15 protein-coding genes are annotated in these 13880 nt (G+C 54.5%); 13 read left to right on the top strand and 2 right to left on the bottom strand.

The window, feature by feature from the left end; genetic code table 11:
* Positions 1-70: 70 nt before the first annotated feature.
* From rnz to PUR_RS14845, 12 genes are all read left to right on the top strand, one after another.
* Positions 71-1006 (top strand): ribonuclease Z, encoded by a 936-nt coding sequence (gene rnz, locus PUR_RS14900; RefSeq protein WP_179035928.1) that lies wholly within the window; start codon positions 71-73, stop codon positions 1004-1006.
* Between the two features lie 265 nt (positions 1007-1271).
* Positions 1272-2078 carry an HAD-IIA family hydrolase gene (locus PUR_RS14895; RefSeq protein WP_179035927.1) on the top strand — a complete coding sequence of 269 codons (807 nt, stop codon included), beginning with the start codon at positions 1272-1274 and terminating at the stop codon, positions 2076-2078.
* 55 nt (positions 2079-2133) lie between these two features.
* On the top strand, positions 2134-2949 hold the full coding sequence (locus PUR_RS14890) for an Fpg/Nei family DNA glycosylase (RefSeq protein WP_179035926.1): 816 nt from the start codon (positions 2134-2136) through the stop codon (positions 2947-2949).
* Positions 2939-3790 (top strand): deoxyribonuclease IV, encoded by an 852-nt coding sequence (locus tag PUR_RS14885; protein ID WP_179035925.1) that lies wholly within the window; start codon positions 2939-2941, stop codon positions 3788-3790. Before PUR_RS14890 ends, PUR_RS14885 begins: the two co-directional genes overlap by 11 nt.
* A gap of 13 nt (positions 3791-3803) precedes the next feature.
* The gene (locus PUR_RS14880) at positions 3804-4148 is read left to right on the top strand and encodes a cyclic-phosphate processing receiver domain-containing protein (RefSeq protein WP_179035924.1); all 345 of its coding nucleotides are present in this window, start codon (positions 3804-3806) and stop codon (positions 4146-4148) included.
* Positions 4145-4468 (top strand): thioredoxin family protein, encoded by a 324-nt coding sequence (locus tag PUR_RS14875; RefSeq protein WP_179035923.1) that lies wholly within the window; start codon positions 4145-4147, stop codon positions 4466-4468. Before PUR_RS14880 ends, PUR_RS14875 begins: the two co-directional genes overlap by 4 nt.
* Positions 4468-5250, top strand: a complete 783-nt coding sequence (locus PUR_RS14870) for an ABC transporter ATP-binding protein (RefSeq protein ID WP_179035922.1) — start codon at positions 4468-4470, stop codon at positions 5248-5250. The genes PUR_RS14875 and PUR_RS14870 overlap by 1 nt, the downstream gene beginning before the upstream one ends.
* Positions 5247-6314: an SAM-dependent methyltransferase gene (locus PUR_RS14865; protein ID WP_232101517.1), complete on the top strand. Its 1068-nt coding sequence runs from the start codon at positions 5247-5249 to the stop codon at positions 6312-6314. The genes PUR_RS14870 and PUR_RS14865 overlap by 4 nt, the downstream gene beginning before the upstream one ends.
* 128 nt (positions 6315-6442) lie before the next feature.
* Entirely contained in the window at positions 6443-7942 is a 1500-nt protein-coding gene (locus PUR_RS14860) for a serine/threonine protein kinase (RefSeq protein WP_179035921.1), read from the top strand.
* Positions 7943-8053: 111 nt separating this feature from the next.
* A complete protein-coding gene (locus PUR_RS14855; protein ID WP_124693934.1) occupies positions 8054-9607 on the top strand; it encodes an ABC-F family ATP-binding cassette domain-containing protein in 1554 nt (517 codons plus the stop codon).
* Positions 9608-9772: 165 nt separating this feature from the next.
* Positions 9773-10843: a ThiF family adenylyltransferase gene (locus PUR_RS14850; protein WP_179035920.1), complete on the top strand. Its 1071-nt coding sequence runs from the start codon at positions 9773-9775 to the stop codon at positions 10841-10843.
* A gap of 139 nt (positions 10844-10982) precedes the next feature.
* The gene (locus tag PUR_RS14845; RefSeq protein ID WP_179035919.1) at positions 10983-11726 is read left to right on the top strand and encodes a winged helix-turn-helix domain-containing protein; all 744 of its coding nucleotides are present in this window, start codon (positions 10983-10985) and stop codon (positions 11724-11726) included.
* A 33-nt stretch (positions 11727-11759) separates the two neighbouring features.
* On the opposite strand, the gene PUR_RS14840 is transcribed toward PUR_RS14845, so the two are convergent.
* Together PUR_RS14840 and PUR_RS14835 are read right to left on the bottom strand one after the other, a co-directional pair.
* On the bottom strand, positions 11760-12263 hold the full coding sequence (locus tag PUR_RS14840; RefSeq protein WP_179035918.1) for a C40 family peptidase: 504 nt from the start codon (positions 12261-12263) through the stop codon (positions 11760-11762).
* A 287-nt stretch (positions 12264-12550) separates the two neighbouring features.
* Complete coding sequence (locus PUR_RS14835) at positions 12551-13192, bottom strand: thiamine diphosphokinase (RefSeq protein ID WP_179035917.1); 642 nt, start codon at positions 13190-13192, stop codon at positions 12551-12553.
* Positions 13193-13367: 175 nt separating this feature from the next.
* Between PUR_RS14835 and PUR_RS14830 the strand changes: the two genes are divergently transcribed.
* Positions 13368-13838 carry a low molecular weight protein-tyrosine-phosphatase gene (locus PUR_RS14830; RefSeq protein ID WP_179035916.1) on the top strand — a complete coding sequence of 157 codons (471 nt, stop codon included), beginning with the start codon at positions 13368-13370 and terminating at the stop codon, positions 13836-13838.
* Positions 13839-13880: the final 42 nt, after the last annotated feature.

Genomic DNA, 13880 nt, shown 5'->3' with positions numbered 1-13880 from the left:
AGGCTTTTTGCTGGAAGATCGGGAGGATTTGCGGGATGAATAAGATCACAGGGAGGAAAGGAGGGCAGATATGGAGATCTATTTTTTGGGCACCAATGCGGGCGTTCCCACTTTGCAGCGAAATGTAAGCTCGGTCGCCCTGCGGCTGCTCGAAGAGCGCCGAAGCCTATGGATGTTCGACTGCGGAGAAGGAACACAGCATCAGGTCCTCCGTTCGCCGCTGCGGCTTGGCAGGCTGGAAAAGCTGTTCATTACCCATCTTCACGGCGACCATCTCTTCGGACTTCCCGGGCTGCTGAGCAGCAGGGGATATCAAGGAGGCACCGCGCCTCTGACCGTATACGGTCCGCCCGGACTCAAGGCGTTTCTGGATATTTCGCTGTCCGTCAGCCAGTCCAGGGTTCCGTACAAGCTCGAAGTGATCGAGCATAACGGCGGGCTTATTTTTGAAGATGAAAGTTTTAAAGTGGAATCGGCTCTTCTGGAGCACCGGATAGACAGCTACGGCTACCGTGTCACGGAAAAGGACCGGCCTGGCAGCCTCAATACCGAGCGGCTTAAAGCTTACGGCCTGAAACCCGGCCCTTTGTACGGCGTGCTGAAGAGCGGCCGGAATGTGACCACGGACGAAGGAATAACGATTGCCGCCGCCGATGTGCTCAGCGAACCTAAACGCGGCCGGATCATCACCGTTCTGGGAGATACCAGACCTTGCGGGAATTCCATTCCGCTTGCAAGGGAAGCCGATCTGCTGGTCCATGAGGCGACCTTTAGCCATGATCTGGCCAAGATGGCTCGGGACTACCATCACAGCACGACCGTTCAGGCAGCGGAAATCGCCAAGGAAGCACACGCCCGTCAGCTCATTCTTACGCATTTCAGTTCAAGATACGGCTCTCTGGACGAGCTTATTCCGCTGCTTGAAGAGGCGCGATCCATATTCTCAAACACGCTGCTCGCCGAGGAATTTCGGCTGTATCCGGTGGAACGAAAGACGGGAAATTGAAGGAGAAATTAAATTATTTTCCGGGAAAGCGCAGGAAGCGACAGACGACCGTCAAAAAATGCTTTCGCAACTGCCCGTTCGATGCCGTTCGACTTTTAGAGGGCTTCTTTCACCAAAAGCATGGAGAAAAATGTCTTAAATTTTAGGAGAAATTTCGTTTTTTGAGACTTAAAACGGCGATCACGGGAAATAGATTTCGAACCTAAAATTTATCCCGTTATTCATTTATGCCATTAATTATAAGATGGGGAGGAAATGGGAGAAAATGACCGATAACATACTGACCGATAACATAAAAGGGCTGCTCTTGGACTTGGATGGTACGCTGTATCACGGCGGCATCATGATCCCCGGAGCGGATGAGCTTATTGCGGGACTTAGAGCAAAAGGTATTCCGTTTCTGTTTGTAACGAACAATTCGTCTCGTACGCCGGAAAGCGTTGCCGACCATTTGCGCGCGATGGGGATTGAAGCCCAGGCGCAGGAGGTTTGCACCTCTTCACTTGCGGCGGCAAGATATATCGCCGGGGAATCGCCCGGGGCGTCCGTGGCGATACTGGGGGAAGAAGGGCTGCACCGGGCGTGCGAGGAAGCGGGCCTGAACATCGTTTCCGATTCGCCGCAGTACGTCGTCCAAGGTATTGACCGTTCTTTTACATATGATTCCCTGACCAGGGCGGCGCGCTGGATCGCCGGGGGCGCGACCTTTGTGCTGACCAATCCGGATTTGATGCTGCCCTCCGACGATGGCATGGTGCCGGGTGCGGGCACACTGGGAGCGGCAATCGAAGCTGCCAGCGGCATGACGCCGGTGATTATAGGCAAGCCGCACCGCCATTTGATGAACTATGCAACGTCGCTGCTTGGCATCGACCCCAAAGAGGCCGTCGTTGTTGGCGACAATATGAGGACGGATATCTCCGCGGGAGCTAATGCGGGCTGCCGTACGGTACTGCTGCTGACGGGAGTAACAACGGAGGACAATCTGGAGCGGCATAAGGAGCTGACAGGGATTTCCCCGAATTATATTTGCCGTAATTTGGCTGATTTACGCGTGCTGCTTGGTGTATAATGGCAGAGCTGCATTTTCATTATTAGGAGAGTACAGTTGGAGAGGACGATGAACGATGCCGGAATTTCCGGAAATGGAAAACTACCGAAGGCTGCTTTCGAAGCACATAGTTAATTTACCGATCACCGGGGTGACGGTTAACAGGGACAAATCAATAAATGTGGAGCAGGATATATTCATAAAAAGTCTAATCGGCGCGCGCGTTGTTTTTGTGGAGCGCAGAGGGAAGCATTTGGTGTTCCATCTGCATGACGGCCGCAGGCTGTTGCTTCATCTGATGCTTGGCGGACTGTTGTTCTTCGGGACTGAGGAAGAGCGTCCGGACCGCAGCACGCAGGTGGAGCTTGCCTTCGGCGACCGGATTTTGTATTTTATGGGTCTGCGCCTCGGCTACCTGCATCTGTTATCCGTTAAGGAGACGCAGGCGGCCCTCGCCAAGCTGGGTCCCGAGCTGCTGGACAAGCGTATGAATGATAAACGCTTTGCCGAACTGCTGAAAGGAAGACGGGGAGCGCTTAAAAGCTTGCTTGTTAACCAGCAAGTCTTCGCCGGAATCGGGAACTGCTATGCCGACGAAATCGCGTACGAAGCGGCTCTGCTGCCATCAACACTCGTACAGGAATTAACGCCGGAGTCGATAGCCCGATTATACCGCGCGGTCTGCAAAGTGCTGAGCGAGGCGGCGGACATCGGCGGTTACATGGAGATGCCGTTCATGACGGGGGATACGGTCACGGGCAGCTACAATGACAGATGCAAGGTATATGACCGCGGAGGGGAAACCTGCGAACGCTGCGGAGGAACGATTGTGAAGGCCGAGCTGTCCGGGCGCAAAGTGTTCTATTGTCCGGAATGCCAGCATGATCGCTGAGCCGTATATCGGAGCGCATGTCAGCATCCGCGGCGGATACGCGCAGGCGGCCAGAGCGGCGCGGGAAAGCGGCGCGGGCTGTTTTCAATATTTTCCGAAAAATCCGCGCAGTCTCCAGCTTAAGGCACTTAACGCGAAGGATGCGGGAAAGTGCGCGTCTTTTTGCCGGGAAAAAGGACTGTTGTCCATTGCCCATACACCCTATCCCACGAATCTCGCCGCCGGAGACGGGGACGTACCTAGCAGGGAAGTGATGGTCAAGTCGCTGCTTAACGACCTGGAGATCGCCGAAGCCTGCGGGTCGCTGGGAATCGTGGTGCATTTTGGGCATTTTCACAAGCTGCAGCCGTTACAAGGCTATCAAAATATTATACAATGTATAAATGAAACGCTTCAGTCCTGGAATGGAACGGTCAAGCTGCTGATTGAGAACCAGGCGGGCAATGGCGGCTTCGAGGGAACGAGCCTGGAAGAACTGGTCAAGATCCGTGAACTGAGCCGTTACCCGGAAAAAATCGGATTCTGCTTCGATACCTGCCATGCTTTTGCCGCGGGAATATGGAATCCGGAGCGCAGCGGAGATCTGCTGGAGTCGGGTTATAGGCTGGACTATTGGCCGCATTTGGCAGCCGTTCATCTCAACGATTCACGGTATCCGTTTTCCTCCAAGCGGGACAGGCATGCTCAGATCGGCACAGGCCATATCGGCGCCAAAAGTATGAAAGAGCTGCTGACATCGGAGCCCTTTCTTGGCAAACCAGCCGTTCTGGAGACGGAGAAGGGTCCTGACGGCACGCATAAAAATGAAATTGCGGCGGTGCGGTCATGGTTTGATGCGTAAGGGGGCTTTGCGGATGATTCATGTGTATATGGACGATTACAGGCGTGTTCCGCAAGGATTTACGCTTGCCCGTACGACGGAGGAGTGTCTGCTGCTGCTTCGCGAATGCGAGGTCGGTGTGCTTTCCCTCGACTATGACATGGGGCCGGAAGACGAAACCGGAGGGTTCATTGCCAAAAGCATCGTGCTTGAAGCGCTGTTCCCCCGAGAAATTTATCTGCATACCTCAAGCGCGTCCGGCAGAAAAGAAATGTTTGAGCTTCTATACCCCGCGAGGCCGGAAGCAACAATGGTCCATAACGGGCCGATGCCGCCGGAAAAGCTGCGGGAAATCGTTTCGGGAGCCTCCGATTTATGAATGAAATGAACGAAATCGAACTGCTTGAAGCCATAGGCCGGAGCGGAGCTCCGCTTGCCGTCTTCCTGGAGACGCCGCTGTGCGGCACATGCAAAGCGGCCCGCCGGATGCTGGATGTTGCCGGACATCTGCTCCCACAGGATGCCCAGGTCATATCCGGCGATATTAATCTTCTTCCAAATATTGTAAGTCAGTACCGTATTTCCAGCGTTCCGGCACTGCTTGTTTTTGACGCAGAACGCAATCGGCCGCCGCACATTCATTATGCTTTTTATTCGGTGGAGCGTGTGCTGGAATACATAAGGAGTGTGAATTCATAATGATTTCTTTACAGCATCTTACCCTGCGCAGAGAGCAGAATCTTATACTGGATGATGTTTCGCTTAATATCAATGCAGGCGAGAATTGGGTAATCCTCGGACGCAACGGTTCGGGCAAAACGACGCTGCTGGAGATGATGACCGGCTATATGTTCCCAAGCAGCGGTAAGGTCAATGTGCTCGGGCACACCTACGGTCAAGTCGACTTGCGCGAAGTGCGCAAGGAGATCGGTTACATCGGACCGTCGCTTATGGAGAAACTAACCCTGCGCGACCCTGTCTGGGAGGTTGTGGCCACGGGGGCGTACGCCTACCTGCGCTTTTATCAGCAGATTCCCGGGGAGATCAAGGCCAAGGCGATCAGTCTGCTGGAGGACATGAATTTGGGACGGCTGGCGGATCATCCGTTCGGCACGCTCTCCCAGGGAGAACGCAAAAAGGCGATGCTGGCGCGCTGCCTGATGGCAGACCCGAAGCTTCTCATTATGGACGAGCCATGCGCGGGTCTGGATCTCTACGAGCGGGAAAAAATGTTGGCAGAGGTGGACAAGCTTAACCGGCGGGAGGTAACCGTCGTGTATGTCACCCATCATGTCGAGGAGATTGTGCCGTTGTTTACCCATGTGGCGCTGATCCGCGAAGGCAGGCTGGCCGGGGCGGGTCCGAAGAAAGAGGTGCTGACCCGCGAGATGATGCTGGCTGCCTATGAGCTTCCTGTTGAGATCGAATGGGAGGAAGAGCGACCCTGGATAAAAATTAAACGTGGAGGAATATCCATTTGAACGAGCTTAACCCACACATTGAACAAAATCCGTCCCCGGAAGGGAACGAGACGGTTTCCCGTTATATTTGCACCGCCAATCACGGCTTTGCCCCATACGCCCAGGAGGAGCTCCGGCGCCAGTTCGGCTCGGTCAAAAGTTCCTTGCTGCTGCCCGGCGAGATATTTCTGGCTACTCTTCAGGCGGAGCCGGAGGAAGTAACGAGGCGGCTGGCGGAGAACCCGCCGATTTTTCTGCGCCATATTCAGCCGGTTCAGCTGCAGGATGAAGGCGGAGAGGAAGCGCTGGAGCGGCTGGCGGTCTATTTGGGCCGCAGAAGCGAGCTCCAAGGGGAGAGAATCGCCATACAGGTGCGCAAGACCGATGATTCGTTCTGGCGCGAAAGTCCGGGCGAGCTACGTGAATGGCTGCAGGCCAAGCTTGAAGGCATCGCCGCCGAATTTACCGTGCAGAGCCCTGCATGGATTGTCTCGGTGTATGCGGCCGCAAACGCGCTGTACGCCGGCGTTTCCCGGCCCGAGGACAATTTATCCGACTGGAACGGCGGAGCGATCCGTTTCCGGCGCGAGGACGGCCAAATTTCGCGGGCGAAATTCAAGCTGATGGAAGCGGAGAAGGAATTCGGCGTTTCGTTCGGCAGCTTCCGCCGCGCTCTCGACATCGGGGCGGCGCCCGGCGGCTGGACGTCTTTCCTGCTGGAACGGGGCCTCGCAGTGACGGCGGTTGATCCGGCGCGCATGCATGAATCGCTGAAGGATCATCCGGCCCTAAAAGTGCTGCGCAAAAATGCCGGAGAAGTCAAATTCAAAGAGAATGAATTTGATCTGCTCGTCTGCGACATGAGCTGGAGCCCCAAGCTGATGGCCAAGCTCGTGACTGGACTCCTATACAGCCTGGCGCCCGGAGGAACCGCCGTCGTCACGGTAAAGCTGCTCTACAAAAAGCCGCTTGCGCTGATCAAGGAGATAATGGCCATGTTCGAAGGCGAGCGGATGCAGATCCAGCGGGCGAAGCAGCTGTTCCATAACCGGGACGAGATAACACTTTATATGATTAAATATTAAAGAGATTAATGAATACAAAGGCATACTAGCTCCGGAAAGCATCCCGCTAAAGGCGAGCCGCAATCGATGCGGCTTCCTGCAGCGGGATGCTTTTTTTCATGGAGAAATTGACGAAGGAGGGGAAGCGAATGCGGTATAAATCAAAGCTAATACGGGGTCAAATTCTGGGCGGCAGGTACTTGGTATCCGGCATCATCGGTTCGGGGGGAAGCAGCCATGTGCATCTGGCCGAGGATTTGCGGCTGGTCGGCAAGCGCTGGGCCATTAAAGAATGCGTGGCAGAGGATCTTTACGGGAATGTGCAGGCAGAGGCGGAGCTGCTGATCGCCTTGGATCACCAGCGCCTTCCGAGGGTTGCCGATTTCTTTCCACCGGATGAAGACGGTTATTCCTATCTTGTGATGGACTATATCGAAGGGTTGACGCTGGACCGCTATATGGATTCTGTGGGCCGCAAGATTCCGGGAGACACTTTGCTTCTGTTCGCGAGGCAGCTGCTGGAAGTGCTGCATTATCTTCATGAGCACCGCCCGCCTATCGTTTACCGCGATTTGAAACCCTCGAATATTATGCTGACTCCGGAGAACGGACTCATGCTGATCGATTTCGGGATTGCCCGCAGGCACAGGGACGGCGCGGGCGAAGATACGGTCAAGCTGGGAACGGTTGGATTCGCCGCCCCGGAGCAGTACGGAAGCGGCCAGAGCGATCACCGGTCCGATCTGTATGGTTTGGGAGCCCTGCTGCTGTACTTGGCCACGGGCGGGAAGTCCAGCTGGTGGTCTGCCGGGATGGAGCGCAGGCTTGAAGGCCGTGTTCCGGAGCCGCTCATTCCCGTGCTGCGGCGGCTGCTTCGGCCCAGGCCTGAGGACCGTTTCGGGAGTGCTGGAGAAGTGCTTCGGATACTGGAAGGGGTGAAGGCTGTCCGTTCTGCCGGGACACGGAAGAAAGAGCCGGCGGCGGAAATCCTTCCTTCGTCAGGCAAGGCAAGCATCGTGACAATGATGGGTACGGCATCCGGCATCGGCACCACGCATGCGTCGCTGGCCGCTGCAAGTGTGCTGGGCCGCTATGGCAAGGCGGCCTGGGTCGATTATGCGCCGGAATCGCCTGTCTACGGGAGAATCAGCGTTTTGGCCGAAGCCGCCGGGAGGCGGACTCCATCCGAGGGGACGGGTGGTCCCATTGAGATTAACGGCGTTCATTGCTGGAAGCGACCCGAGGACGGCGGATTGGAGGAACTGGCAGGCCAATACCGATACGTTGTCCTTGATATGGGCATTGGAGCGTATGAGGGGGCTTCCGCGGAATTTGCCCGCGGCGACATTCCCCTGCTGTTGGCATCGGGGGCCGATTGGCGTATGGAGGAGACGCTAATGTGGCTGCGCCGCAGCGGGTGGCGGCAGGACGGCGGCTGGAAGATTGTCCTGCCGCTGGCTGGACGCCAAGCCGCCGAATTGTTGAAAGGGACGCTGGGCAGCCGGGAAGTGTATACACTTCCCTATCAGCCTGAGCCTTTCGAAGCCGGAGGAAGCCTGGAATCGGCGCTGCGGGATTTGTTCGCCGGAATACTGAAAAAGGATAGCAGGCAGAAAAAGGGAAGCTTTCTACAGCGAAAAAAAAGATGAAATGTAAACTTTTTTATTTCAGAAAGCGGGTCTTTTATGCTAAAATTAGTCGTTGTATAACCTGCGGAATATCCATGATTTTAAATATAGATAGGAGCTTGCGGAGAATTTATGAGTTTACTTACTGTAGAAGACGTTTCCCACAATTTTGGGGACCGTCAGCTGTTCAAGAATGTATCGTTCCGGCTGCTTGCCGGAGAGCATGTCGGGCTTGTAGGAGCGAACGGGGTCGGCAAGTCGACCTTGATGAATATTTTGACGGGAAAGCTGCTGAAGGACAGCGGCAAAGTGGAGTGGACTCCGAGGGTCCGCTATGGTTACCTGGACCAGCACACGGTGCTCACGCCGGGCAAGACGGTGCGCGATGTGCTGAAGGACGCTTTTTTGCCGCTGCTTGAGCTGGAACAGGAAATGATGGGCATCACCGAGAAAATGGCCGACGCCTCGCCGGAAGAGCTCGAGCTTCTGCTTGAGCAGATGGGCGAGATCCAGGAACAGCTTGATCTCGGCGACTTCTACTTGATTGACGTCAAGGTGGAGGAGATGGGCAACGGGCTCGGACTGTCCGCAATCGGACTGGACCGGGATGTGGCCGCCCTGAGCGGCGGACAACGTACGAAAGTTCTGCTGGCCAAGCTGCTGCTGGAGAAACCGAACGTACTGCTGCTCGATGAGCCGACCAACTATCTCGATGTGGAGCACATCGATTGGCTGACTAATTATTTGAAGCAGTACCCGTATGCGTTCATGCTGATTTCCCATGATACGGAGTTTATGAACAAGGTCGTGGATGTCGTCTACCATTTGGAATTTGCGAAGCTGACGCGTTATACGGCCAATTACGAGAAGTTCCTGGACATGGCTTACATCAATAAGACACAGCACATCGAAGCGTATGAGAAGCAGCAGGAATTTATTAAAAAGCAGGAAGATTTCATCCAGCGCAACAAAGCCCGTTACTCGACTTCGGGACGGGCGAAGAGCCGCGAGAAGCAGCTTGATCGCTTGGAACGGATCGACCGGCCGGAAGAAGCCGCCAAGCCGACTTTCCAGTTCAAAGAGAGCCGGGCGAGCGGCAAGACGGTGTTCGAGGGCATCGACTTCGAGATCGGCTACGACCGTCCGCTGCTCCCCAAGCTGAACATGACGATCGAGCGGGGCGAGAAGATCGCCATCGTCGGCTGCAACGGAGTCGGCAAATCGACGCTGCTGAAGACGATTCTGGGCGCCATTCCGCCGCTCAGCGGAAAGACTTACCTGGGCGACTTCCTGTCCCCCGCTTACTTTCAGCAGGAGGTCAAAGCCGGCAACCTCACTCCGATCGACGATGTCTGGAATGAGTTCTCCAGCCTGAATCAGCATGAAGTCCGGGCGCATTTGGCGCGCTGCGGCCTGAAGAACGAGCATATAACCCGTCCGCTGAACATGCTGAGCGGGGGAGAGCAGGCGAAAGTGCGGCTGTGCAAGCTGTTGATGCGCGAGAGCAACTGGATCTTGTTCGACGAACCTACGAACCATCTGGACGTCGTGGCCAAGGAAGAGTTGAAGCGGGCGCTCAAAGAGTTCAAGGGCACCGTTCTGCTCGTATCCCATGAACCCGATTTTTATGAAGATTGGGTGACCAAAACTTGGGATGTTGAGCAGTGGTCCACACAATCCGTATAACGCGAACCGGAGCTTGCCGTTTATAATGGCTTATAAGCGCAAGCAACGCCTCCGGTCACCCGGGGGGCGCACATCGTGCAGGTCCAGAAATATAAAGATAAGTCCGGGAGACGGCGGTAAAGGCGCCGTATTCCCGGACTTTTGAATATGGAGGGGGATTTCGGCATGGAGAAAGATCTGGAGATAGAGAAGACGACTTACGCAGCCGCCGGAAGAGACGGACGATATTCGCGTCAGGTCAGGTTTGGGCCGTTCGGCGAGGAGGGCCAGCGCAGGCTTGGACAATCGAGCGTGCTTGTCGTGGGAGCGGGAGCTTTGGGAACCGGCATCGCCGAGACGCTGGTCCGCTGCGGTGTCGGACGAGTTGTCATTGCCGACCGCGACTATGTGGAATGGAGCAATCTGCAGCGCCAGCAGCTCTATACGGAGGAGGACGCCGAGCGCCGTATACCGAAAGCAGCTGCTGCAAAAGCGAGGCTGGAGGCAATCAATTCTGAAGTCGCGGTTGAAAGCCACATCATGGACGTACGAGCGGAAGAGCTGGAGGCGCTGGTACCAGGCATCGACCTCATTATGGATGGGACGGATAACTTCGATACCCGGCTCATCCTCAACGATATCGCGCAGAAGCACGGCATTCCGTGGATATACGGCGCCTGCGTGGCAAGCTATGGGGTTACCTATACGTTTATTCCGGGCGAAACACCCTGTCTAAACTGTCTGCTTGGCACCGTCCCTCTGGGCGGCGACACCTGCGACACGGCGGGCATCCTGCCGCAAGCCGTACAGATGGTGACTTCGAACGCTACGGCTGAGGCGCTCAAGCTGCTTGGCGGGAAGAAGGAACAGCTTCGCCGGAAGCTGATGACGTTTGACATCTGGCGCAACGAGTACCAGGAAATCGGCGTAAGCGCCGCCCGCAAGGAGCACTGCCCTTCATGCGGCAAAGATCCGGTGTATCCGTATCTGACCGCGGCGAACACAGAGCGCAGCGATGTGCTATGCGGGCGGAACACAGTGCAGATCCGTCCGGCGGTCCGCAGCTCGTTATCGCTTCCTGAAACTGCGGGCAGGCTGTCCAGACTGGGACTGGGCAAGGTCGAGAGTAATCCTTATCTCGTCTCCTTTAATGATGGAGATTACCGTGTCGTCGTGTTTGCGGACGGCAGGGCCCTTGTGCACGGGACGAACGACATATCGGCGGCGAGGAGCGTCTATCATCGTTATTTTGGATAAGTGCGCAGTTTATACTTTCTGATATTTCAAGCACAACGGCCATCCGCTATGGAATGGCCGTTTTATTTTAGGGAACTCTAGACCACATATGCAGCGCCGGTAACACTGCTTGCGCAGACGGCGGATATGGGGGATTTCCGTGGATGAGATTATAATTTGGTTCTTCCCTGAAGGGAAGGAGGACCGGCTTCTACATAACGGTCTTGAAGAGCCGGGGAAAGGGTGGGACGCAATCGGCCGCATACTCCGGGAGACCGGCCTGACGGTTGTGGAAAGCATGGATATAAAGAGCCTGCGGAACGGCCTGTCGCAGCACGACACCGCTATGCTCGTAGCGGAGATTCCGGGCGGCGAACCTTGGGAAGGCTGGGAGGCGGTGGCAGAAGCCCGGGAGAACGGTAAAAGCTTTCCGGTTCTGGCTATTTCCGCCGTACAGGGCGGAGATTCGGCAGAATCCGCCTTCAAGGCGGGAGCCAACGATTATATGACTCATCCGCTTCACGCCGGCGAGCTGAAATGCAGAATCGAGAATCTGCTGACGCTGACGCACCGTCGGCACGCCGGCGGCAAGCTGAAGATCAACGGCCTTGTTCTGGAGCCGTCCCAAAGGCGGGCTGTCCGCGATGGCCGGGATCTGAAACTTACACCCAAAGAATTCGCGCTGCTGTATTATTTGTCCGCGAACCGCAGCGAGATTTGTTCCCGCGATGACATTTTGCGTCATGTATGGGGATACCATTTTCAGGCTGGCACCAATGTGGTGGATGTGTACATCCGCCATCTGAGATTAAAGGTGGACAAAGGCTACCGTGAGAAGCTGATTCACACGGTGCGTGGCGCGGGTTATGTAGTCAAGGCGCCAGAAATGGCGCCATATGCATAAGCTCGGAATGTAAATAACCGATGCCTAGAAAAATTACAGAACGCGGCGTGCTTTCAGATACGTTCTTTTCCAGTTACCAGAGTTCAGGTTCGAAATCGTAACACCCGGAGAGCCGTACGTATGCAGGATTTTTCCGCCTCCGGCATAGACTGCCACATGGGTTACGTTTCGGCCGTTGGCGCGGGCGCCGCTGGAGAAGAATACGAGATCGCCCACACGCAGGTTGGCTTTAGATACCGCTCTGCCCACTTTGGATTGCGCAACCGAAGTGCGTGGCAGATTTACGCCGTATTTTTTGAAAATATATTTGGTAAAGGAAGAACAGTCGAAGTTGCGAGTTGTCGATGTGGAAGCACCGAATTTATAAGGTCTTCCCAAAAAATGTTTGCCCAAGCTTACAATTTTCGAGCCCGTTGTCGATACCGAGGCCGCTTGTGCGGTCGGTGTCGCTTCGCCGCTTGCCATGATTCCGCCAAAGCCGATAGCAGTACATACTCCGACAACCAGTGCTTTATGAATGAAAGTGGTTTTTCTCATGTTGTAGAACCTCCAAAGATGTAAGATATTTGTCCAGTTGTTGTCCTGGCATGAACGTAGTATAACAGGTCTGAAACACCCTAAAATTTGGCGGGAAACGCTCAAACACTTGGCGGACAAGGAGTGTATGCGTTTTATTAAAAGTACATTAAAAGTTACAATAAATTAATTTTTACAGGTCACCCGGTACAAAAAAAGACGGATAAACCCTTGTTAATAAAGGGGAATCCGCCTTTTTGAGAATGAAACCAAAGTTACAAAGATGTCTTAATTTAATCAGACTCCGATTAATCCTTGCTCTGAATAATCAGGAGTAGACCGCTCTGGATCGTTACGGTTCCTGCCTGAGAGGTCAGCCGGTTGCTGATCCCCAGAGATTGTCCCAGCTTAAGCGTAGCTTCGTATAATGGATACTGAAAGCCCTGCAGCGTAATCCCCGTGACTTCCGGAGTAACAGGCAGCAGAGATACATAGGTATAGCCGCGCTCCTGAACAAGGGCGTGGGAACCGGTAATCGTAACATAATTGTTGAGATCCATCACCGAGCAGCGGATCTGCCGCTGAAGCGCACGGGCCATCATCTGGATGCAGGCGAGAGTATGATCGATACGGGTACCGGTAACGCCAAAGAGCAATATATCTTCCGGTTGAGTTTCTATTGCCAAATCCAGAGCAAGCTCGCTGTCGGTCAAATCCTTGTCGACGGGGTCGCAGGCAATGACCTTAGGGCATTGTTCTTCTATTAACTTGAACTCTTCCTGAGTAATCGAGTCGAAATCGCCCACGGCAATATCGGGAATAACGCCATGTTTAATGAGAAACAGCGCTCCGCGATCGGCGCCGATAATGTAATCTTCTTTATCCAGTTCCTTCAAGTACAGCTCGGATAGCTCTCCGCCGGCAAAAATAACGCATCTGCGTGCTGGCATCGCGGGTCCTCCTTCCGTTTTGGTGCAGCATTTGTAATCCTGACCTAGTATAAAGCACAATGAAATGTTGTACAATTAACATTGTCCGGGCTAAAATGGGGAAGGTGCCTTTAAGTGCAGTCGGGACAAGGATTTGAGGCACCGGGAAATGTCGATTTAACAAGGGGGAAAAGTTGTGCTGCACGTGCTGTTTGTGTGCCTGGGGAATATTTGCCGCTCTCCAATGGCGGAAGCCGTACTTAGGGACAAGATCGCTAAGGAAGGCCTTGGGCAAGAAATATCTGTGGATTCAGCCGGTACCGGGGACTGGCATATCGGAAAGCCGCCGCACGAAGGAACAAGGCGTATGCTGGACCAGTACGGAATCAGTTATAAAGGCATGGCTGCGCGGAGAGTAAGCGGCGAAGACTTTGGCCAATTCGATTATATCATCTGTATGGATAACTCAAATGGAGTCAATGTGCGCAAACTGCCCGGGGGCGAGGATGCGAAACTTATGTACTTTATGGATTTGCTGCCGGACGATGAGCATAAGGAAGTGCCGGACCCTTATTTTACAGGGAATTTTGAGGAAGTCTATGATCTGGTCGATGCGGGCTGCGGGGTTCTGCTGGACAAGCTGAAACAAGACCTGGCGTCAAAATAGAAAAAGAGGGCTGCGGTTCTCTTTCTTTCCCCCTCTTTTGTA

Source organism: Paenibacillus sp. URB8-2, assembly GCF_013393385.1.
Lineage (GTDB): Bacteria > Bacillota > Bacilli > Paenibacillales > Paenibacillaceae > Paenibacillus_AQ.
The sequence above is the reverse complement of the archived record's forward strand: the minus strand, read 5'-3'. Positions and strand labels throughout refer to the sequence as shown.